Here is a 22,373-nt window from a genome sequence, read left to right on the forward strand (position 1 = left end):
CTAACTCCGACAGGAGCCAATCCGTGAAAGACTTATTAAAGTTTCTGAAAGCGCAAACTAAGACCGAAGAGTTTGATGCGATCAAAATTGCTCTGGCCTCGCCAGACATGATCCGTTCCTGGTCGTTCGGCGAAGTTAAAAAGCCGGAAACCATTAACTACCGTACGTTCAAACCAGAACGTGACGGCCTTTTCTGCGCCCGTATCTTTGGCCCAGTAAAAGATTACGAATGCTTGTGTGGTAAATACAAGCGTTTGAAACACCGCGGTGTAATCTGTGAGAAATGCGGCGTTGAAGTGACTCAGACCAAAGTACGCCGTGAGCGTATGGGTCACATCGAGCTGGCTTCTCCGACTGCACACATCTGGTTCCTGAAATCCTTGCCTTCGCGCATCGGTTTGTTGCTGGATATGCCACTGCGTGACATCGAACGTGTTCTGTACTTCGAATCCTATGTGGTTATCGAAGGCGGCATGACCAACCTGGAACGTCGTCAGATCCTGACTGAAGAGCAGTATCTGGACGCGTTGGAAGAGTTTGGTGATGAGTTTGACGCGAAAATGGGTGCAGAAGCGATCCAGGCCTTGTTGAAAAACATGGATCTGGAAGCCGAATGCGAAATCCTGCGCGAAGAACTGAACGAAACGAATTCTGAGACCAAGCGTAAGAAGCTGACCAAGCGTATCAAGCTGCTGGAAGCGTTCGTACAGTCTGGCAACAAGCCAGAGTGGATGATCCTGACCGTGCTGCCTGTGTTGCCGCCAGATCTGCGTCCATTGGTTCCTTTGGATGGCGGTCGCTTTGCGACTTCCGATCTGAACGATTTGTATCGTCGCGTGATCAACCGTAACAACCGTCTGAAACGCCTGCTGGATCTGGCTGCTCCTGACATCATCGTGCGTAACGAAAAGCGTATGCTGCAAGAAGCAGTAGACGCATTGCTGGATAACGGCCGTCGCGGTCGTGCAATTACCGGCTCGAACAAGCGTCCGTTGAAATCTTTGGCAGACATGATCAAAGGTAAGCAAGGTCGTTTCCGTCAGAACTTGCTGGGTAAACGTGTTGACTACTCAGGCCGTTCGGTTATCACCGTAGGTCCATACCTGCGTCTGCATCAGTGCGGTCTGCCGAAGAAAATGGCACTCGAGCTGTTCAAACCGTTCATCTACGGTAAGCTGGAACTGCGTGGTCTTGCTACCACCATCAAAGCTGCCAAGAAGATGGTTGAGCGTGAAGAAGCGGTTGTTTGGGATATTCTGGATGAAGTTATCCGCGAACACCCAGTGCTGCTGAACCGTGCACCCACCCTTCACCGTTTGGGTATCCAGGCGTTTGAACCGGTTCTGATCGAAGGTAAAGCAATTCAGCTGCATCCGCTGGTTTGTGCGGCTTATAACGCCGACTTCGATGGTGACCAGATGGCAGTTCACGTACCCTTGACGCTGGAAGCTCAGCTGGAAGCGCGTGCGTTGATGATGTCTACCAACAACATCCTGTCACCTGCGAACGGCGAGCCAATCATCGTTCCTTCTCAGGACGTTGTATTGGGTCTGTACTACATGACCCGTGACTGTGTTAACGCCAAAGGCGAAGGCATGGTGCTGAATGGCTCGAAAGAAGCTGAGCGTGTTTATCGCGCTGGCCTGGCGTCTCTGCACGCCCGAGTTAAAGTGCGTATTTCTGAAGAAATCCGTACTGCGGAAGGTGAAACCGTTTCGCAAACCAGCATCATCGATACGACTATCGGTCGTGCCATTTTGTGGATGATTGTCCCGAAAGGCCTGCCTTACTCTATCGTTAACCAGCCGCTGGGCAAAAAAGCTATCTCCAAGATGCTGAACACCTGTTACCGCATCCTAGGCTTGAAGCCAACGGTTATCTTTGCTGACCAGATCATGTACACCGGTTTTGCTTACGCAGCGCGTTCAGGCGCCTCTGTAGGTATCGATGACATGGTTATCCCTGAAGCGAAAGCTGGGATCATCGAAGAAGCTGAAACCGAAGTTGCCGAGATTCAGGAGCAGTTCCAATCTGGTCTGGTAACCGCGGGCGAACGTTATAACAAAGTGATCGATATCTGGGCCGCAGCCAACGAACGTGTTGCCAAGGCTATGATGGACAACTTGTCCGTGGAAGACGTCATCAACAGTAAAGGTGAAGTGGAGCAACAAGTTTCCTTCAACAGCATCTTTATGATGGCCGACTCCGGTGCGCGTGGTTCCGCAGCACAGATTCGTCAGCTGGCCGGTATGCGTGGCCTGATGGCTAAGCCAGATGGTTCGATCATTGAAACGCCAATCACCGCGAACTTCCGTGAAGGTTTGAACGTACTTCAGTACTTCATCTCAACCCACGGTGCGCGTAAAGGTTTGGCGGATACCGCATTGAAAACTGCGAACTCCGGTTACCTGACCCGTCGTTTAGTTGACGTGGCACAGGATCTGGTTGTAACCGAAGACGATTGTGGTACCCATAACGGTATCGTGATGACTCCGGTTATCGAAGGTGGTGATGTTAAAGAGCCACTGCGCGATCGCGTTCTAGGCCGTGTGACTGCAGAAGAAGTCTTGAAGCCGGGTACGGCTGATATTCTGGTTCCGCGTAACACCCTGTTGGACGAAAAATGGTGTGATCTGTTAGAAGAAAACTCCGTCGACAGCGTTAAAGTTCGTTCAGTTGTAAGCTGTGAAACCGATTTCGGTGTGTGTGCAAACTGCTATGGTCGTGACCTGGCGCGTGGCCACATCATCAACAAAGGTGAAGCAGTGGGTGTTATTGCAGCACAGTCCATCGGTGAGCCGGGTACCCAGCTTACGATGCGTACGTTCCACATCGGTGGTGCGGCATCTCGTGCGGCAGCAGAATCCAGCATTCAGGTTAAGAACAAAGGTACGCTGAAACTGAGCAACGCCAAGTTCGTTATGAATGCAGCAGGTAAGCTGGTTATTACTTCTCGTAATACCGAGCTGAAGCTGATCGACGAATTCGGTCGTACTAAAGAAAGCTACAAAGTGCCTTACGGTGCCGTAATGGGCAAAGGCGATGGCGCAGAAGTCCAGGGCGGGGAGACCGTTGCCAACTGGGATCCGCACATCATGCCAGTTGTGACCGAAGTGAGCGGTTTCATTCGCTTCGCGGATATGATTGACGGCCAGACCATTACCCGCCAGACCGACGAACTGACCGGTTTGTCTTCTCTGGTCGTTCTGGACTCCGCAGAGCGTACCGGTAGCGGTAAAGACCTGCGTCCAGCACTGAAAATCGTTGACGCTAAAGGCGACGATGTATTGATCCCAGGTACTGATATGCCTGCTCAATACTTCCTGCCAGGTAAAGCGATTGTTCAGCTGGAAGACGGTATTCAGATCGGTGCTGGTGATACTTTGGCGCGTATTCCGCAGGAATCCAGCGGTACCAAGGATATTACCGGTGGTCTGCCGCGTGTTGCTGACTTGTTCGAAGCACGTCGTCCGAAAGAGCCTGCAATCCTGGCTGAAATCAGCGGGATCATCTCGTTCGGTAAAGAGACCAAAGGCAAGCGTCGTCTGGTGATTTCACCGTTGGATGGTAGCGATGCATACGAAGAGATGATTCCTAAGTGGCGTCAGCTCAACGTGTTCGAAGGTGAAGTTGTAGAACGCGGTGACGTGGTTTCCGACGGCCCAGAATCTCCACACGACATTCTGCGTCTGCGTGGCGTTCACGCCGTGACCCGTTACATCACCAACGAAGTGCAGGAAGTTTACCGTCTGCAAGGCGTTAAGATTAACGATAAACACATCGAAGTTATCGTTCGTCAGATGCTGCGTAAAGGCACCATCGTTGATGCAGGTGGCACCGACTTCCTGGAAGGCGAGCAGGCAGAAATGTCTCGCGTTAAAATCGCTAACCGTAAGTTGGCAGCTGAAGGCAAAATCGAGGCCACGTTCACTCGTGACCTGCTGGGTATCACCAAGGCATCCTTGGCGACCGAGTCCTTCATCTCTGCAGCATCGTTCCAGGAAACTACGCGTGTTCTTACCGAAGCGGCCGTTGCCGGTAAACGTGATGAACTGCGTGGCCTGAAAGAGAACGTAATCGTTGGTCGTCTGATTCCAGCCGGTACCGGTTACGCTTATCATCAGGATCGCATGCGTCGTAAAGCTCAGGGCGAAACCCCTGTTGTTCCGCAGGTTAGCGCGGATGAAGCAACTGCCAACCTGGCTGAATTGCTTAACGCAGGTTTCGGTAACAGCAAAGACTAATCTCTTTGTTGGCCAGTAACGTAAAAATACTCCTTCGGGGGTAATGCCAATCAGTATAAGGATCCGTTGAACGATTCTTATACTGAGTAAAATCCGAGAATGTTTTCATTCTCGGATTTTTTTTACGCCGATTTTCAAGATGTTGACCTCATTTCTTTCCACGATGCTATTTGTCATCCCCCTTACTTTCTCAGCCAGGCATGATACCGTCGTATCTGAATACACCTTAAATATTCAATACATTCTATTTTTAATTTTATTATTTCTATAATAAGTCTGCATGCTTACATTTATTCTCGATAGAATGTTTTTCTGAATTATGTTAATTGTAATAGAGTATTTGCTATATATCGTAGGAGTTTTATCTTATATAAGGATATAAATTTATGATAGGTGCTACTAATAACTGGATCGGATTGGTAGATGAATCAAGGTTTCTGAGTGAACTCTCTATTCCTGGAACTCATGATTCCGCTGCATATACCCATCATCCTATTTCATTTGGATATGTTCAGACGCAGCGATGGAATATAAGAGAGCAATTAGATCATGGTATAAGATTTCTCGATATCAGGTGTCGTCTTATTGAAAATGTATTAACTCTGCACCATGGAAGCGTTTATTTAGGTTTAAATTTCGGAGATATATTAGCGACTTGTATTAAGTTTTTATCAGATAATCCGACAGAATTTATTATACTTTCAGTTAAAAAAGAATATACCGAAAAAGATAGTACCATGCCATTTCACAAGGTCATGTCTGAGCGATATATAAAAAATCATAATGACTTTTTTTTCATAAAAAATAAAATTCCGACTGTTAAGGAGATTGCTGGGAAAATTGTTCTTTTTCGGCGTTATTACGGAGGTGATTTAGGTATTAATGCTACTCAATGGAAAGATAATGACACCTTTACGATCAAAAATAGAAATTACAATATATATATTCAAGATAAATACTCTGGCTATAATTTTTCAAACTTTGATAACAAAAGAGAATATGTGGCTAAATTAATAAAACGTGCCAGGGTTAGGGAAAAGAATGCATTATATATTAACTTTACCAGTTTAAGTGATGTGACTGTGACTCCAAAATTAGGGGCGGTGGGTAATGTTTTTATACATGGACTTAATAAATGGTTTGCTGATGAATACAGGAAATGTAAAACATGTCAATTAGGAATAATAGTCTCTGATTTTGTCGATACCAATAATGCAGCAATGATGAATATCATTTTGAGATCAAATTTTGACATCGATTAAACGTACGAAATTGACTGGATAAGCTCAATCATACTTCAAGCTTCATACAAGGATGTAATTTATGAATAGAAAGAATTGGATGGGGAAGTTAGGTAATTCAATGTTACTGAGTAACGTATCTATTCCTGGAACAAATAACTCAGCGGTTTTTTTTCCTTTTATGACACCAACGGGACAGATTCAGACCCAACTATGGGATATAGATATCCAATTGAATAACGGCATTCGTTTCTTGGATATAAGATGTCGCCTGGTTGAGGATGTATTAGCACTCTATCATAGTAACGTCTATCTGAATCAGAACCTCAGCGATGTATTAGCTAGTTGCTTGGTATTTATAAAAAATAACCCGACAGAGTTTATTATGCTTTCGATAAAACAGGAGGGTAGCAACGAAATATTTAACGACGTTTTATTAAAAAGTTACTTAGTTGCATATATTGATTATTTTTTTATCGAGAACAGAATACCCTCTATTGAGGAAATTCGAGGAAAAATAATCCTATTACGTCGATATCAAGGCGGAGAGCAGGGAATTAATATCATGCCATGGGAAGATAATAAAACTTTTGTTATCGATAATGGTTATTGTAAAGTGCATGTGCAGGACGAATATTCTGATTATACCGTATTATCAATAATAAATAAAAGAAAGCCCATTAATGACTTAATCGAGTTGGCTAAAAGTAAAAGAGATGATGAAATATATATTAATTACACAAGTATAGGTGGATACCTGGTTACTCCTTTTATCGGAGCTAACGGATTTACAGACTATGATGGTATTAATAAGTGGTTTTCTATTGAATATAAATATAGAACCAAAAGTTATTTGGGGATCATTGTGTCTGATTGTGTTGATGCGCAAGAGGGCGAAATTATAGACACAGTGATTAATGCCAACTTTTAAGTGGCTGTGACTTTTCGAATCGAGTTAAAGCCAGCTTCAGTGCTGCCAGCACTGGAGCTGCTTTACCCGCTCAATAATTTAATTCAACACCCTTACAACACTTAATCTATGGGTGTAGAGCCGAGCGATGAGAGAGAACGCCCCAAATAGCGATCCCAGTCTTTCCAGACCGGTTGTAAGCCGGTTTGAATGAGAGCCTGTGCCACCTGCTGTGGCGAGCGATTATCATGGGGTGCAAACTGTTCCAACTCCGGATGTTCGTCATCGGCATAACCGCCCGGCTGGGTTTTCGAACCGGCGCTGACGCTGTTAATCGCCACCGGAATAACGTGATCGCGAAAGAACGGTGACTCCCTAGTGGAGAGTGACAGTTCTACATCAGGAGCAAACAGGCGAAAAGCACAGATCAGTTGCACCAACTGCGATTCGCTCATCAGTGACGCTGGCTCAATTCCGCCAGCGCATGGACGCAAACGTGGAAACGAGATGGAATAGCGGGTTTGCCAGTAAGTTTGTTGTAGATAAAACAAATGCTCAGCCAGCATATAGCAATCAGTACGCCAGTTATGAGACAAACCGATCAGTGCGCCCAAACCGATCTTGTCGATCCCCGCGCGACCCAAACGATCCGGCGTGGCGAGTCGCCAATGGAAATCCTGCTTCTGCCCGCGTAAATGATGCTGGTGGTAGGTGGCGGTGTGATAAGTTTCCTGATACACCATCACCGCGTCCAAACCCAAGGTTTTCAGCTCGGCGTACTCTTCTTCTTCCAGCGGTTGCACCTCCATCATCAGCGAGCTGAAACGGCCGCGAATGGTGGGTAAATGCTGCCTGAAATAGTCCATTCCCACTTTGGTTTGATGCTCACCGGTAACCAACAATAGATGCTCAAATCCCAGGGCTTTAATCGCTTCGCACTCGCGAATAATTTCCTCTTCATCCAACGTCTTACGCTTAATCCGGTTACTCATTGAGAAACCGCAGTAGGTGCAATCATTGGCGCACAGATTAGAGAGATACAGCGGCACATAAAAACCAACGGTATTACCGAAGCGTTGGCGAGTAAGCTGTTGAGCTTTCTGTGCCATCGGTTCCAGATAAGCTAACGCCGCCGGTGAAATCAACGCCATCAGATCTTCCCGATCCGGCTTGCTGCTATTTAACGCCCGTTCTACATCACGGGCGGTTTTACTGTTGATGCGCAGTGAAATGTCATCCCAATCTAACTGCTGCCAGCGATGACGAAAGTCTTCAGGCATTATGGCGTTCCTCACTTTGGCTAAGGAAAGCGGTCAGCGGGCTGGTGGCGCTAGCCTGCTGTTGGCGAGGGCCTAAACCGGCCAGACGAGCCAGCGTTCCAGCTTCGACGGCCAGTTTAAATGCCTGCGCCATTCGCACTGGCGATTGGGCAACGGCGATGGCGGTATTGACCAGAACCGCGTCTGCACCCAATTCCATTGCTTCCAACGCATGGCTAGGTGCGCCAATTCCAGCGTCGACTACGACAGGTACTTTGGCTTGTTCGATAATAATCCGCAGGAAATCACGAGTTAGCAGCCCCAGATTAGAGCCAATCGGGGAAGCAAGCGGCATCACGGCGGCACAGCCAACTTCTTCCAGACGTTTGCATAGTACCGGATCGGCGCCGCAGTAAGGCATGACCACAAAGCCATCTTTGACCAGAATCTCTGCCGCTTTCAGGGTTTCTACTGGATCTGGCAGCAGATATTTTACGTCTGGATGTACTTCCAGTTTGATCCAATGCGTACCCAGCGCTTCCCGAGCCAAACGCGCAGCAAACACTGCTTCTTCCGCAGTTTTTGCTCCAGAAGTATTAGGCAGCAAACGAATACCAAGCTGTTGCAATGGAGCCAGAATAGCGTCATTGCCTGATTTCAGATCCACCCGTTTCATCGCCATGGTCACTAACTGCGATTCGGAGGCGCGCAATGCGTCCAGCATCAAGGCTGGCGTGGCAAATTTTCCCGTTCCGGTAAATAAACGTGAGGTAAAAGTGGTATCAGCAATTTTCAACATATCAGCCTCCGGCAATCGCTTGAAACAGCAAAATGTCATCGCCATTCAGTAACAAATGGTGATCCCAGTTATCACGGGGAATGATGGTTTGATTGATAGCCAGCGCGGTGCCCGGCTGGTCATAACCCAATTGGCTTAGCATGGAATTGACCGTCAGGTTAGCTTCCAACTCGATGAGTTCATCATTGATCGAGACTTTCACTGGGCTTCTCCACAGATTTGGCAATGACAGGCTTTGCTTAAGCGTAGAGTGCTCCAGCTTTGCTGTTTTCCATCAAATAAGCGCAGTTTCCCGCTCAGCGCCGATGGCATTCCCGCCAGCATTTTTATCGCTTCTAATGCTTGCAGGGTGCCGATGACGCCGACAACTGGGCCAAGGACGCCAGCAGTGCGACAATTTCTTTGCTGCGTTTCTTTTCCGGGATAAAGGCAGGCGTAGCAGCCGTTGGCGTAAGGCGGTTCGATAATCAGTAATTGGCCGCTGAATCCGACTGCGCTGCCGCTAATCAAGGGTTTTCCAGCTTGTACGCAGGCAGCGTTGACTTGATGGCGGGTTGCCATGTTATCGCAGCAATCCAGCACCAGATCAGCGGCGGCAACGGCGTCAGCCAGATCGCTACCGGCTAAACGTCTATCAAGGCTGATAGTTTCAATTTGCGGATTAAGATTCTGTAAACGACGCTGAGCTAACTGAGCTTTGCTCTGGCCGATATCGGTGGTGCAATAAAGAACCTGCCGCTGTAGGTTACTGATATCCAATGTATCGTCATCGGCTAGCCACAGTTTCCCAACTCCCGCAGCGGCTAAATACAGCGCGGCCGGAGAGCCAAGGCCGCCCAGACCGACAATCAGCACGCTAGACTGCTTGAACTTCTGCTGTCCCTCCGGGCCGATATCTTCCAACAATAATTGGCGGCTATAGCGCAGGAAATCCTGATCGTTCAACTGTTCATAAGGCATGAATTGTCTCCTTACCTTCAACCAAACGCAGTAATTCCGCGGTTGTGTGCTGCCAATTTTCCGCACGAGTAATGGCACTGACCACAGCTACGCTACCCACGCCGCTGGCGACTACCTGCGGCACGCGCTCCATAGTGATGCCACCAATGGCAACCGTAGGGAAATCGGAGGTTTTGGCGACCTGACGGGTTAACGCCGCGACTCCCTGAGGAGAAGACGGCATGTGCTTGGTTTCGGTTGGGAAAATGTGTCCCAAAGCGATATAAGACGGGCGCAGTTCCCGCGCTAGCGCCAGTTCTTGCTCATCATGAGTAGACACGCCGAGGCGTAAACCGGCGCGTTGAATGGCCGGTAAATCGGCGATTTCCAGATCTTCCTGTCCCAGATGAACGCCGTAAGCACCGTATTTGATGGCTAACTGCCAGTAATCGTTGATGAATAGCCGAGCCTGATAGCGCTTACCTAAGGCAATTGCGGCGGCAATATCATCCTCGACCTGCATGTCCGTTGCGTCTTTGATACGCAGTTGCAGCGTAGTAACGCCAGCTTCCAGCATGCGCTCGATCCATTCCAGTGAATCCACCACTGGATAAAGTCCTAGCCGATTTTCGGTAGTAGCAAAAGGTGCGTCAGGCTTGTTCATCATTGACCTCTACCTGACGAATGCTGGCGCTGTGATATAACTCGCTGCCACGAGAACGGAATTCGGCGGACATTTGTTCCATGCCGGATTGCTGGGTTTCCAATGAGGGTTGGATCTGGATTTTTTGGGCCTCTGCCTCCTGCGCTGCCGCGTAGTCGCGCACTTCCTGGGAGATCTTCATCGAACAGAATTTCGGCCCGCACATGGAACAGAAGTGAGCCACTTTGCCAGACTCCTGCGGCAGGGTTTCATCGTGATAAGCGCGTGCGGTTTCAGGATCTAACGCTAGATTGAACTGATCTTCCCAACGGAATTCAAAACGCGCTTTGGACATAGCGTTATCGCGAATTTGTGCACCGGGATGCCCCTTGGCCAGATCCGCAGCGTGAGCGGCGATTTTGTAGGTAATAAGTCCTTGTTTAACATCTTCTTTGTTTGGCAGACCCAGATGTTCTTTCGGCGTGACGTAACACAGCATGGCGCAGCCAAACCAGCCGATCATAGCGGCACCAATGCCGGAAGTGAAATGATCGTAACCCGGTGCGATATCGGTGGTTAGCGGCCCCAGCGTATAGAATGGCGCTTCGTGGCAATGTTCCAGTTCTTCTGTCATATTACGGCGGATCATTTGCATTGGTACGTGGCCGGGACCTTCGATCATCACCTGCACGTCGTATTCCCAGGCGATCTTGGTTAACTCGCCCAAAGTATGCAATTCGGCAAATTGCGCTTCATCATTGGCATCTTGAATAGAACCGGGGCGCAGGCCGTCACCCAGTGATAATGAAACGTCGTAAGCGGCGCAGATTTGGCAGATTTCGCGGAAATGCTGATACAGGAAGTTTTCCTGATGATGGGATAGACACCATTTGGCCATGATCGAACCGCCGCGGGAGACGATGCCGGTCAGGCGTTTGGCGGTCATTGGTACGTAACGCAGCAGTACGCCTGCGTGAATGGTGAAGTAATCCACTCCTTGCTCGGCTTGTTCCAGCAAAGTGTCGCGAAACATTTCCCAGGTCAGGTTTTCCGCCACGCCGTTCACTTTTTCCAGCGCCTGGTAGATAGGTACAGTCCCGATCGGCACCGGGCTATTACGCAAAATCCATTCGCGGGTTTCGTGAATATAGCGGCCGGTGGACAAGTCCATGACGGTATCCGCGCCCCAGCGGGTGGACCAGACCAGCTTTTCCACTTCTTCTTCGATAGAGGAGGTCACTGCGGAATTACCGATATTGGCATTCACTTTTACTAGGAAATTCCGGCCAATAATCATCGGCTCAGATTCTGGATGGTTAATATTGGCGGGGATAATGGCGCGGCCAGCGGCGACTTCCTGACGAACAAATTCCGGCGTAATATTTTCCGGTAAATGGGCACCAAAGGCTTGTCCCGGGTGCTGGTGGCGTAACACTTCGCCGCGAATACGTTCACGACCCATGTTTTCCCGAATAGCGATAAATTCCATTTCCGGCGTGACGATACCCGCTCTGGCGTAGTGCAGTTGGGTTACGCATTTGCCCGCAATCGCCTTTTTAGGGCGTGGCAAATGTTCGAAACGTAAATGATCCAAACCTTCATCCGCTAAACGCTGCTGAGTGAAACCGGAGCTTACGCCCTCCAGCATTTCGGTATCCTGACGATCGGCGATCCAGCTATCGCGCAGTTTCGGTAATCCTGCGTGAACATCTAGTTTGGCCTGAGGATCGCCGTAGGGACCCGCGGTGTCATAGACTGGAATCGCTTCGTTATCTTCATAGCGAGGATCGTCTTTGCCGCCGCCGATTAAGGTTGGGCTGAGCTGAATCTCACGCATCGGCACCTGAATGTCCGATCTTGAGCCTTGCAGGTAGATCCGTTGAGAATTAGGGAAGCTAACGCCTTGTAGCGTATTGATAAACTGTTGGGCATCTTCACGTTGTTCTTTGCGTGGACGGGCTTTGGGTTTGGCTGATGCAGCCAATGGAGAAGCATGAGTATTATTAGACATAGCAAATTCCTACCAGTGTGGTTTATTGGGAAAATTGCTTGTCTGGAGCTTGGCGGGAGTAACGATGTTAGCCAGGTGCGACGGAGCTCATCCATTAAAGGTGAAAGCCGTGCGATAGCGATAAATTACTCTTGTTCCCTTCGCGGGTACTAACCCGATCAGGTTCCGCGGATCCCGAATTAACGGTCTCAGCCTGCGCGTTGCTTGGATAAAAAGCCTGCGCTAGGCACTCCGACAAGAAGCCTCAGTATAGGAGAGAGAATAAAAACTACAAGTCTGTCTTATAAGCTATTTTATTTGTCGTTTTGAATTTGGGCTGTGATCCAAATGCTCGCGACTCAGTGTAAGCTCAAGTTTGCGTAATAGATCCGCGCGAATAATGGCGTTAATTCTTCGGATCTTCGGTGGCCGCAGGGTGAGCGGCTTCCCAGGATTCGGCGGCCAGTTGGATCAATTTGTCTTCCAGAGTAAAACGAGCGTCAAGCGCTTCGCCGATGTCCGATAATGCCTGATGGAATTCGAAGCAGCTATCCTGATCGATCTCATTGTCGGTATAGCGATCGTGGAAAGCCATGATAGTTTGAGTATTATCTTTTAGCGCCGGATAGAACTTGGTTGCCAGCGCCATTTTTGGGCTAGAGGCACCTTCTGCCTGTTTGATTATTCGGTCGTAAATATGGAAGTGGCCGGAGGAGAGGTAATCCACCAAATTATGGCAAAAGTTCTCCAGCGCTTTTTGATTGAGCGGGGTATGCTTTTCCTTTAGCGGTTTAATACCGATCACGGTGCAATACGAGACTAACAGTTCTTTGCGTGCATGAAGCCATTGATCAATTAATTCATTACTGCCGCCAACGCGTTGAGTCAGGCTTTCCAGTCGGTTGAGCATGATTGACTCCGTGAGTAAGAAAAAGTAACGGTAGGTTACAAAAATGTAACAAGCCAGATTCTAGATTGCCAGTGAAGTCGAGGTTGTGCAACAACGATATGGAACTACAACTTACAGGTGAGGAACATGGCTGGTGGATCGTTAGCCATGAGAACAAATTGTGGCTGCCCAAAGGGGAATTACCCTACGGTAGCGCGGCACTTTGGTCATTACAGGGAAAAACGGCCCGACAGATCGGCGAATGGCAAGGGCAGGCGGTTTGGTTAATTCGCCAACTGATGTCCAGCGAAATGGGATCGGTGCGTCAGTTACTGGATGTCGATCGCGGTTTATTCCAGTTGGCTGGTCGTGGCGTGCAATTGGCGGAGTTTTACCGATCTCACCGTTTTTGCGGTTACTGCGGTCATCAAATGCATGCCAGCCGCACCGAATGGGCCTGTCTGTGCAACCATTGCCGTGAACGTTATTATCCGCAAATCGCGCCCTGCGTAATCGTAGCGATTCGGCGCGGCGAAGAAATTTTGCTGGCTCAGCATGTGCGTCATCGTGGCGGCATTCATACGGTATTAGCAGGTTTTGTCGAAGTGGGCGAAACGCTGGAACAGGCGACCGCCCGCGAAGTGATGGAAGAAAGCAATATTCGTATTAAAAATCTACACTACGTGACCTCGCAGCCCTGGCCGTTCCCGCATTCATTGATGATTGCTTTTATGGCGGAGTATGACAGCGGCGAATTGCGCCACGATCCAAAAGAATTGCTCAACGCCAATTGGTATCGTTACGATCAACTGCCGCTGTTGCCGCCGCCCGGTACTGTAGCCCGCCGTTTAATTGAAGATACCGTGGCATTGTGCCGCACCGAACAGGACAGCTAAATCAGGCATGCTACAATAGCGCCAGATCATTAAGGGAGCCCCATATGAATGAGTTGAAGAACGATCGTTATCTGCGCGCCTTACTTCGTCAGCCCGTAGATGTTACCCCAGTATGGATGATGCGGCAGGCGGGGCGTTATTTGCCAGAATACAAGGCGACCCGTGCGCAGGCCGGGGATTTTATGGCGCTGTGTAAGAACGCAGAGTTAGCCTGTGAAGTCACTTTGCAGCCTTTGCGTCGCTATCCGCTGGACGCGGCGATCCTATTCTCCGATATTCTGACCATTCCTGACGCAATGGGATTGGGGCTTTATTTTGAAACGGGCGAAGGCCCGCGTTTTCAATCACCGATTACTTGTCGTGCTGACGTCGAAAAACTGCCAATACCGGACCCAGAGCAAGAACTGGGCTATGTGATGAACGCAGTACGCACCATTCGCCGCGAGCTGGCAGGGCAAGTGCCGCTGATCGGTTTCTCTGGTAGCCCGTGGACGCTGGCGACCTATATGGTCGAAGGTGGTAGCAGCAAAGCCTTTACCAAGCTGAAAAAAATGATGTATGCCGAACCGGCTACGTTGCATCTGCTGCTGGATAAATTGGCCGATAGCGTGATTTTGTATCTGAATGCGCAAATTAAAGCCGGTGCGCAGTCGGTGATGGTGTTTGATACTTGGGGCGGCGTATTGACTGGCCGTGACTACCTCGAATTCTCCCTGCAATATATGCACAAAATTGTCGCCGGTTTGATCCGCGAGAACGACGGCCGTCGTGTGCCAGTCACTCTCTTCACCAAAGGCGGCGGACAGTGGCTGGAAGCAATGGCGGCAACCGGTTGTGATGCATTAGGGTTGGATTGGACTCTGGATATCGCTGAAGCACGTCGTCGCGTGGGCGATAAAGTGGCTCTACAAGGCAATATGGATCCCTCGGTGTTGTATGCGCCAGCAGCACGTATTCAGCAGGAGGTAAGCTCGATTCTGGCTGGCTTTGGGCATGGCGAAGGCCACGTGTTCAATCTGGGCCACGGTATCCATCAGGATGTGCCGCCAGAGCATGCGGGCGTATTCGTTGAAGCGGTACACAACCTGTCGCGCCAATATCATGTTTAAACCAAGATCGCGTATAAATTAATATTACGTATCGATAAAACCACGTCTAAGCGGAGGAAACAGGGTGGATACTCAGGGATTGCGTCAGGAACAACGACAGCGAGCCGCGGAAATTATCCTCCATGACGATCCTGACTTCAGGGTGCCACAATGGATTGCCGGTGCCGACGTCGGTTTTGAGCAACAGGGGACGGTAACGCGAGCGGCTATCGCCATTCTACGTTATCCCTCCCTTGAGTTAGTGGAATATCAAATAGCCAGAGTTGCCACTTCCTTGCCCTATATTCCGGGTTTGCTTTCTTTTCGTGAGTATCCCGCGTTGATGGCGGCCTGGGCGCAGTTACAGCATCGGCCCGATTTAGTGCTGGTGGACGGGCAGGGTGTTGCGCATCCACGTCGATTAGGCGTAGCCAGCCATTTTGGCCTGCTGGCGGATGTACCAACCATTGGCGTGGCGAAAAGTCGCCTGTGCGGTCAGTTTTCCCCTTTAGAAAACAATACCTTGCAACCATTGATTGATGGGGATGAACCATTGGGCTGGGTATGGCGGAGTAAACCGCGCTGTAATCCGCTGTTTATTTCGCCAGGGCACCGTATCAGTATGGATAGCGCATTGGTTTGGGTTCAAAACTGTATGCGGGGTTACCGTTTACCGGAGCCAACACGTTGGGCTGATGCTATCGCGTCGAATCGACCTGCTTTTCAGCGTTGGCTGGCAATAGCGACAAAAGGTTAAAAAAACTCGCCGGATTCGTTGTCAGATATCAGTCCGGCGTGAAATATTACCAAACCACATCACCGTCGTTGGCGTAAATCCGACAGGCTTTTAGCGTATTGTTATTACAAAGCTCCAGCGCATCTTCCAGTACGTTATTTTGTCTATTAAACCAGCCCCAGCTATCGCCATCTTCACTCAATGCAAAAGCCCGTGGCGACTTTGCATCTAAAAACTGTTTATAAGCCTCTTGTCCACTTTCTTTATTGCGTTCGCTAAAAGGAACACTTTCGACGTCATTGATACTGGCGAAACCGCTGGCTTCGGTTCGGCTGGGCGCAGTGATGTCTGTGACAATCGCCGTTGGTAAACCCAATTCGGTCAAAAATAGCTCCACGGGAGGCCACCAGAACTGGACTCCATCCTGCCACTGGAAAAAAGCATGGCCTTCATTGGCAAAGGGCTTTAACGCAACAAAACGTGGCATTACTTCATGAGCACCATTAGTTTTTAACCAATTCTCCCGATATGACTCAAACATGGCCCTACCCAGCTCAATTGAGAATAACGAGTCATTTTCCGTATAAACCCATAACGAGGGAAGGGAAGAGTGTCCTGCCTGCTGCATAGTTGCCCTCAAGGGTGTTTTCCAGTCGCAGTCAGGCCATTTATAACCGCCCGCCATATTAATCAGGCCTTTCACGCCCTGCATCTCCTGTTCTCCGGCCTTCATTGTGATAAGTCCTCCTACGGAGTGACCGGCAATAATGATTTTCTCATTATCCACATAGGGCAACTGGCGGGCATGGCTTAGAGTGGCATTCAGTTCTTGCAGCGAACGGGAAGCGTAGCTATCAGGTTGGCAGGGCACAATGTCAAAAGGTCCTTCAGAACCACCAAATCCGAAACGCTGTGGCGCCATCACCACGTAGCCGCGTTTCACAAACTCGCGAGCCGCAACGTGAAAGCGCGTGCGCTCATTTTGGTTTCCGTCAGGATCAATTCCGTGATTGAGAATAACCAGCGGAAAAGGGCCATTTCCCGCCGGTTGGTACAGATTAATCCGGATTGTGAATGTTTTCCCCGATGAGGCATCAATAACAGATTGATAAACTATAGTTTCACGTAATACCTTATCGAGAAGATCGGCAGAAAGCGCTGTCTCAGCGAAGAATAGAAGACTAAATATCCATTTATTTTTTAATAATGCTCGTATCATTGGGTCACTCCGGTTCCGTTGGCATTGACCTGCTTAATAGCAAGAAGATGTTTTGCTGTGATCGATCAGGCGGTTTTCATCTTGCGCTGATTATGAATCTGGCTTGATTTGATACCGTGTTGGCGTGATTGGAAGTGGGACGAAGCAGGTGTAGGTATATTTATTTTCTAGTAAATAATTAGCTTTGTACCAATTAGTCACCTTGGCAGATTAACATGAAGGACGATTGGCATTTCTGAAATTATCTTATTTAGCACCGAGCGAGGCGGTTTTTCTCTCATAGGTATATGATTTAATTTCGGGTACACTGCCGCGCAGATAATGAAGAATGAGATCTGATCATGTTACGTAACCCAATCCATTTACGTCTCGAAAAGCTGGAAAGCTGGCAACATCTGACTTTCATGGCGTGCTTATGTGAGCGTATGTATCCGAATTACCAGAAATTTTGCCTGGAAACCGAATTTGGCGATCCGGCGGTTTATCGACGTATTCTGGATTTGATCTGGGAAACGCTGGTGGTAAAAGACGCCAAAGTGAACTTCGATAGCCAACTGGAAAAGCTCGAAGAAGCGATTCCTTCCGCTGACGATTACGCCATTTACGGCGTGTATCCAGCCATTGATGCCTGCATTGCATTAGGTGAGGCCATTCACTCGCGTTTAAGCGGTGAAACTCTGGAACATGCTATTGCTATCAGCGAGACGTCAATTCGCACCGTTGCCATGCTGGAAATGACTCAGGCTGGCAAAGAAATGACCGACGAAGAACTGAAAGTTTTACCGGCGGTTGAAGAAGAATGGGACATCCAATGGGAGATTTTCCGCCTGTTGGCCGACTGTGAAGAACGCGATTTAGATCTGATCAAAGGGTTACGATCTGACCTGCGGGAAGCCGCTGTGAGTAACATTGGCATAAATTTAACGCAATAAGGCAAGAAAACGTGATTTAACGCCTGATTTGTCGTGCCTTAAGGCTTCACATCTGCCCCCTGTCTGTTCTACATTTGGGGGGCGAAAAAAAGTGGCTATCGGTGCGTGTATGCAGGAGAGTGCTGTCATTCGGCATATCCGTCGCACTCGATGCTTTGCAAACGATAAACACACTGTAAGGATAACTTATGAATAAGACTCAACTGATTGACGTAATCGCGGACAAAGCGGACCTTTCCAAAACCCAAGCTAAAGCTGCTTTGGAGTCCACTCTGGCTGCCATTACCGAGTCTCTGAAAGAAGGCGAGCAAGTACAATTGGTTGGTTTCGGTACTTTCAAAGTGAATCATCGTAACGAACGCACTGGCCGCAACCCACAGACCGGTAAAGAAATCAAAATTGCTGCAGCTAACGTTCCTGCGTTCGTTTCTGGCAAAGCACTGAAAGACTCTGTTAAATAATAGTGTGTCAGTGAAAATAATAAGCAGAGGGGTGGCAAAGCCCCTTTTGTTTATGCGGCGGGTGCTGATGACCTTGGGTTTTGCCATTGGTCTCAGCGCCTGTAGCAGCCATTCCGATTCCCCCCAGTTCAGTGCCAGCGGTTACATTGCCGATAGCGGTGTAGTTCGCATCTGGCGTCAGGATGATTCTCAGCAACATCCCCAAGTGATTATGAGCGTTTACAGCCCTTACCAGGGCGGTGTCACTCGCGTGGCCTTCTATGAATATCAGCACGGAATTCTGCGCCAAATTCGGCGAAACGATATCGGCCAAAATCCAGAAACCATCCAACTTCGTTTTGATGAACAGGGTGCGGTGAGTTTTATGCAGCGCCAACTGGCCTCGCGCCGCGAGCTGCTGACGGCGGATGAGATCGCTTTTCATCAGTTTGAAGCCAAACGTATTCTGGAACTGAGTACCACTCTACGTGCCGGTAATGTGGATCTGATTCAAGGTCGCTTGCAAAATGGCGTGCTGACGAGCTGTAGCGGCAGCGTTCAGCGGCCTAAGTTTGAAGACTATGCGCAGGCGTGGCTGGCTAAACGGGCGAGTAATACGCAGCAACCACTCGGTGTCGCCTGGTTGAATGCGCCGGAAGGGCAAGAGTTGTTGTTAGTAGCAAATGAAGATTTTTGTCGTTGGGAGCCAGAGCCCGGCAGTTTGTAGCGTTAATACCGCGTTATTTAGCATGCTTGTATCGAAATGGATGTTTGTAGCCTGGACTGAAGAAGAGGGCGCAGGCGTTGCGCCCTCTGGAATACCAGATTATTTACCGCGAGCGATAGCGCGATAGCCGATATCTTTCCGGCAGAAACTACCTTCCCAATGAATGTCTGAAGCCAACTGATATGCCCGCTGCTGTGCATCCGCGACGTCTTTGCCTAAAGCGGTCACGCAGAGCACTCGGCCACCGTTGGTCACCACGTCATTATTGCCAGCTAGGCGGGTTCCAGCGTGGAACACCTTTTCACCTGCGATTTCCTGCTGTGGCAACCCGTGAATGACATCTCCCTGACGATATTCGGCAGGGTAGCCGCCCGCAGCCAGCACCACGCCTAATGACGGTCGTTCATCCCAATCGGAGGTTTTCTGATTCAGCTTGCCTTGAGCGCCAGCCAGACAAAGCTCGACCAAGTCAGAACGCATCCGCAGCATGATCGGCTGAGTTTCCGGATCGCCAAAGCGGCAGTTGAACTCAATCACTTTAGGTTGACCCTCTGCAGAAATCATCAGGCCAGCATAGAGGAAACCGGTATACACATTGCCTTCCGCCGCCATACCGCGCACCGTTGGCCAGATAATCTGATCCATCACTCGTTGGTGAATTTCATCGGTTACTACCGGAGCCGGTGAATAAGCGCCCATACCGCCGGTATTCGGGCCGGTATCGCCATCGCCAACTCGCTTGTGATCCTGACTGGTTGCCATCGGCAATACGTTTTCACCATCGACCATGACGATAAAGCTGGCTTCTTCGCCATCGAGGAATTCTTCCACCACGATACGATGACCCGCATCGCCAAAAGCGTTGCCTGCCAGCATGTCGTGAACGGCGGTTTCCGCTTCTTCGAGCGTCATCGCTACGATCACGCCCTTACCCGCGGCCAAACCGTCAGCTTTGATGACGATAGGTGCGCCTATCTTACGAACGTAGGCCAAGGCCGGTTCGATTTCGGTGAAGTTTTGGTAAAACGCCGTCGGAATATCATGACGGGCTAGGAAGTCTTTGGTGAAGGCTTTAGAGCCTTCCAATTGCGCCGCAGCCTGAGTTGGGCCAAAGATAGTCAAACCCGCTTCCCGGAAAGCATCCACCACGCCAATCACCAGCGGAGCTTCCGGGCCAACGATGGTCAGACCGATATCGTGGCTTTTAGCGAAAGCGACCAGGCTGGCGATATCCGTTGCGGCTATATCAACGTTTTCCAGTCGCGGTTCCAGCGCGGTACCGGCGTTACCCGGGGCCACATAGATTTTATCCGCCAGAGGTGACTGCGCGGCTTTCCAGCCCAAAGCGTGTTCGCGACCGCCGTTACCAATAATCAAAATATTCATCGGGATAACTCCGTGAGGTTAATTAATGACGGAAATGGCGCATATCGGTGAAGATCATGGCAATGCCATGTTCATCTGCCGCTGCAATCACTTCGTCGTCGCGGATCGAACCGCCCGGTTGGATCACACAGGTAATACCCACGGCGGCGGCAGCGTCAATACCGTCACGGAACGGGAAGAAGGCATCGGACGCCATGGCGGAACCGGCCACCTGCAAGCCTTCGTCTGCGGCTTTGATCCCGGCGATCTTGGCGGAGTAGACGCGGCTCATCTGGCCTGCGCCTATACCGATGGTCATGTTATCGCGAGCATAGACAATGGCATTGGATTTAACGAACTTCGCAACTTTCCAGCAGAATAATGCGTCACGCAGCTCCTGAGCCGTTGGCTGACGTTTGGACACTACGCGAAGATCCGCTTCAGTCACCATCCCTAAATCACGATCTTGCACCAGCAAACCGCCGTTGACGCGTTTGAAATCCAGACCGACAGATCGTCCTTGCCACTGACCGCAGGTGAGAACGCGCACATTCTGCTTGGTTGCTAATAGTTTCAGGGCATCCGCGCTAACGCTTGGGGAGATAATCACTTCGACAAACTGACGGCTGATAATAGCCTGAGCGGTTTCGGCATCCAGTTCGCGGTTAAAGGCGATAATGCCGCCGAACGCGGAAGTCGGATCGGTTTTATATGCGTTGTTGTAGGCTGCCAGAATGGAATCCCCGATAGCAACGCCACATGGATTTGCGTGTTTGACGATGACACAGGCTGGCTCGCTGAATTCTTTCACGCATTCCAGCGCGGCATCGGTGTCGGCTATGTTGTTATAAGAAAGCGCTTTGCCCTGCCGTTGCTCTGCGGTAGCAACGGAAGCTTCTTTCACTTCCTCTTCTATATAGAAGGCGGCCTGCTGGTGGCTGTTTTCACCGTAGCGCATATCCTGTTTCTTTATATAGTTAAGATTCAGGGTCCGTGGGAAGCGGCCAGCAGGCTGCTCGGTATCGCCGTGATAGGCAGGAACCATAGAGCCAAAGTAGTTGGCGATCATGCTGTCGTAGGCGGCAGTATGCTCAAACGCCTTAATAGCAAGGTTGAAGCGAGTTGGGTAAGTCAGGGAACCGTCGTTGTTATCCAGCTCGGTGATAATTGCCGCGTAGTCGCTGCTCTTCACTACGATGGCCACGTCTTTGTGGTTCTTGGCGGCGGAGCGCACCATGGTTGGGCCGCCGATATCGATATTCTCAACGGCGTCCTCTAAGGAGCAATCCGGTCGAGCAACGGTTTGGGCGAAAGGATACAGATTTACTACGACCATATCGATCGGCTGAATATCATGTTCTGCCATGATGGCATCGTCCTGATCGCGACGACCGAGAATACCGCCGTGAATTTTAGGATGCAGGGTTTTAACACGGCCATCCATCATTTCCGGGAAACCGGTGTAATCAGAAACTTCGGTAACCGGCAGGCCTGCGTCGGCTAGCAGGCGCGCGGTGCCGCCGGTGGAGAGCAATTCGATGCCACGCTGAGAAAGCGCTTCGGCGAATTCAATGATACCTGCTTTATCAGACACACTAAGCAGAGCACGGCGGATTGGACGGCGTTGTTGCATGGTTTTATCCCTTGGCTTTGGAATCGCAGTTTTTCATTCGCTATAAATAGAGCGTTACGTGAATCTCTACCTTGCACTTCTATCTATATAGAAAGGAACAGATTCAGATAACGTCCCGAAATGGGTTTTCTGCCGGGTACAAAGGAGTGGAATTGCGTGAAAAGTAGAAAAACACGCCTAATTTCAGCTCCGCTTGCATCCTTTTGCCAATAATCGATCCGCGGGGACAATATTTTATGAATATCGACACGCATTTTCGACGCGGGGAATTGTAGCGAAAACGATTGCGTGATGCTCGTCAATTTTCAGTTCAGATTGCATCTGTGGATAAGTTTGTGCACAACAAGGTATAAAGCGGGGTTTTGCTGTGGAATGCAGCAAACGATCATTTTAATTGAAATTAGCAGTTGCGGCCTGCGCGGA

Annotated in this window: 19 protein-coding genes and 1 riboswitch; of the genes, 9 read left to right on the forward strand and 10 right to left on the reverse strand. The window is 49.6% G+C overall.

What is annotated here, in order from left to right; translation table 11 throughout:
• The first annotated feature begins 23 nt into the window (after positions 1 to 23).
• The 3 genes from rpoC to ACQ4OC_RS18655 all read left to right on the forward strand — a co-directional run bounded on the left by rpoC (position 24) and on the right by ACQ4OC_RS18655 (position 6,416).
• Positions 24 to 4,244 (forward strand): DNA-directed RNA polymerase subunit beta', encoded by a 4,221-nt coding sequence (rpoC, locus tag ACQ4OC_RS18645; protein WP_064514250.1) that lies wholly within the window; start codon positions 24 to 26, stop codon positions 4,242 to 4,244.
• Positions 4,245 to 4,630: 386 nt separating this feature from the next.
• Positions 4,631 to 5,506 (forward strand): phosphatidylinositol-specific phospholipase C, encoded by an 876-nt coding sequence (locus ACQ4OC_RS18650; RefSeq protein ID WP_064514248.1) that lies wholly within the window; start codon positions 4,631 to 4,633, stop codon positions 5,504 to 5,506.
• A 61-nt stretch (positions 5,507 to 5,567) separates the two neighbouring features.
• On the forward strand, positions 5,568 to 6,416 hold the full coding sequence (locus ACQ4OC_RS18655; RefSeq protein WP_064514246.1) for a phosphatidylinositol-specific phospholipase C: 849 nt from the start codon (positions 5,568 to 5,570) through the stop codon (positions 6,414 to 6,416).
• A gap of 101 nt (positions 6,417 to 6,517) precedes the next feature.
• On the opposite strand, the gene thiH is transcribed toward ACQ4OC_RS18655, so the two are convergent.
• From thiH to ACQ4OC_RS18690, 7 genes are all read right to left on the reverse strand, one after another.
• Positions 6,518 to 7,675, reverse strand: coding sequence for a 2-iminoacetate synthase ThiH (thiH, locus tag ACQ4OC_RS18660; RefSeq protein WP_064514244.1), 1,158 nt, complete (start codon positions 7,673 to 7,675; stop codon positions 6,518 to 6,520).
• The gene (locus ACQ4OC_RS18665; RefSeq protein ID WP_064514242.1) at positions 7,668 to 8,453 is read right to left on the reverse strand and encodes a thiazole synthase; all 786 of its coding nucleotides are present in this window, start codon (positions 8,451 to 8,453) and stop codon (positions 7,668 to 7,670) included. Before ACQ4OC_RS18665 ends, thiH begins: the two co-directional genes overlap by 8 nt.
• A gap of 1 nt (position 8,454) precedes the next feature.
• Positions 8,455 to 8,655, reverse strand: a complete 201-nt coding sequence (thiS, locus tag ACQ4OC_RS18670) for a sulfur carrier protein ThiS (RefSeq protein WP_064514240.1) — start codon at positions 8,653 to 8,655, stop codon at positions 8,455 to 8,457.
• Entirely contained in the window at positions 8,652 to 9,413 is a 762-nt protein-coding gene (locus ACQ4OC_RS18675; RefSeq protein WP_064514238.1) for a HesA/MoeB/ThiF family protein, read from the reverse strand. Before ACQ4OC_RS18675 ends, thiS begins: the two co-directional genes overlap by 4 nt.
• Complete coding sequence (thiE, locus tag ACQ4OC_RS18680) at positions 9,403 to 10,059, reverse strand: thiamine phosphate synthase (RefSeq protein ID WP_084414301.1); 657 nt, start codon at positions 10,057 to 10,059, stop codon at positions 9,403 to 9,405. The genes ACQ4OC_RS18675 and thiE overlap by 11 nt, the downstream gene beginning before the upstream one ends.
• Positions 10,043 to 12,046: a phosphomethylpyrimidine synthase ThiC gene (gene thiC / locus ACQ4OC_RS18685; protein ID WP_064514236.1), complete on the reverse strand. Its 2,004-nt coding sequence runs from the start codon at positions 12,044 to 12,046 to the stop codon at positions 10,043 to 10,045. Before thiC ends, thiE begins: the two co-directional genes overlap by 17 nt.
• Before the next feature lie 118 nt (positions 12,047 to 12,164).
• Positions 12,165 to 12,290: riboswitch (TPP riboswitch) on the reverse strand.
• A gap of 141 nt (positions 12,291 to 12,431) precedes the next feature.
• The gene (locus tag ACQ4OC_RS18690; RefSeq protein ID WP_064514234.1) at positions 12,432 to 12,935 is read right to left on the reverse strand and encodes an Rsd/AlgQ family anti-sigma factor; all 504 of its coding nucleotides are present in this window, start codon (positions 12,933 to 12,935) and stop codon (positions 12,432 to 12,434) included.
• 98 nt (positions 12,936 to 13,033) lie between these two features.
• Here ACQ4OC_RS18690 and nudC point away from each other — a divergent pair, with 98 nt between their 5' ends.
• The 3 genes from nudC (at position 13,034) to nfi (ending at position 15,655) form a co-directional block, all read left to right on the forward strand.
• Positions 13,034 to 13,810, forward strand: a complete 777-nt coding sequence (nudC, locus tag ACQ4OC_RS18695) for an NAD(+) diphosphatase (RefSeq protein ID WP_064514232.1) — start codon at positions 13,034 to 13,036, stop codon at positions 13,808 to 13,810.
• Positions 13,811 to 13,854: 44 nt separating this feature from the next.
• The gene (hemE, locus tag ACQ4OC_RS18700) at positions 13,855 to 14,919 is read left to right on the forward strand and encodes a uroporphyrinogen decarboxylase (protein ID WP_064514230.1); all 1,065 of its coding nucleotides are present in this window, start codon (positions 13,855 to 13,857) and stop codon (positions 14,917 to 14,919) included.
• A 64-nt stretch (positions 14,920 to 14,983) separates the two neighbouring features.
• Positions 14,984 to 15,655, forward strand: a complete 672-nt coding sequence (gene nfi / locus ACQ4OC_RS18705) for a deoxyribonuclease V (protein WP_064514228.1) — start codon at positions 14,984 to 14,986, stop codon at positions 15,653 to 15,655.
• 46 nt (positions 15,656 to 15,701) lie between these two features.
• Here nfi and ACQ4OC_RS18710 read toward each other — a convergent pair whose 3' ends face one another.
• Entirely contained in the window at positions 15,702 to 16,853 is a 1,152-nt protein-coding gene (locus tag ACQ4OC_RS18710) for a dienelactone hydrolase family protein (RefSeq protein ID WP_430971486.1), read from the reverse strand.
• A 341-nt stretch (positions 16,854 to 17,194) separates the two neighbouring features.
• On the opposite strand from ACQ4OC_RS18710, the gene ACQ4OC_RS18715 reads away from it, so the two are divergent.
• The 3 genes from ACQ4OC_RS18715 to ACQ4OC_RS18725 all read left to right on the forward strand — a co-directional run bounded on the left by ACQ4OC_RS18715 (position 17,195) and on the right by ACQ4OC_RS18725 (position 18,952).
• A complete protein-coding gene (locus ACQ4OC_RS18715; RefSeq protein WP_049602187.1) occupies positions 17,195 to 17,785 on the forward strand; it encodes a YjaG family protein in 591 nt (196 codons plus the stop codon).
• A 188-nt stretch (positions 17,786 to 17,973) separates the two neighbouring features.
• Positions 17,974 to 18,246, forward strand: a complete 273-nt coding sequence (gene hupA / locus ACQ4OC_RS18720; protein WP_049602190.1) for a nucleoid-associated protein HU-alpha — start codon at positions 17,974 to 17,976, stop codon at positions 18,244 to 18,246.
• 52 nt (positions 18,247 to 18,298) lie between these two features.
• Positions 18,299 to 18,952 carry a DUF1481 domain-containing protein gene (locus tag ACQ4OC_RS18725; protein WP_064514224.1) on the forward strand — a complete coding sequence of 218 codons (654 nt, stop codon included), beginning with the start codon at positions 18,299 to 18,301 and terminating at the stop codon, positions 18,950 to 18,952.
• A 99-nt stretch (positions 18,953 to 19,051) separates the two neighbouring features.
• Here ACQ4OC_RS18725 and purD read toward each other — a convergent pair whose 3' ends face one another.
• Both purD and purH read right to left on the reverse strand, forming a co-directional pair.
• Positions 19,052 to 20,338 carry a phosphoribosylamine--glycine ligase gene (gene purD / locus ACQ4OC_RS18730; RefSeq protein WP_064514222.1) on the reverse strand — a complete coding sequence of 429 codons (1,287 nt, stop codon included), beginning with the start codon at positions 20,336 to 20,338 and terminating at the stop codon, positions 19,052 to 19,054.
• Between the two features lie 22 nt (positions 20,339 to 20,360).
• Positions 20,361 to 21,950: a bifunctional phosphoribosylaminoimidazolecarboxamide formyltransferase/IMP cyclohydrolase gene (gene purH / locus ACQ4OC_RS18735; RefSeq protein ID WP_064514220.1), complete on the reverse strand. Its 1,590-nt coding sequence runs from the start codon at positions 21,948 to 21,950 to the stop codon at positions 20,361 to 20,363.
• Between the last annotated feature and the right edge of the window lie 423 nt (positions 21,951 to 22,373).

This window comes from Yersinia sp. J1 (genome assembly GCF_050586585.1).
Lineage (GTDB): Bacteria > Pseudomonadota > Gammaproteobacteria > Enterobacterales > Enterobacteriaceae > Yersinia > Yersinia entomophaga.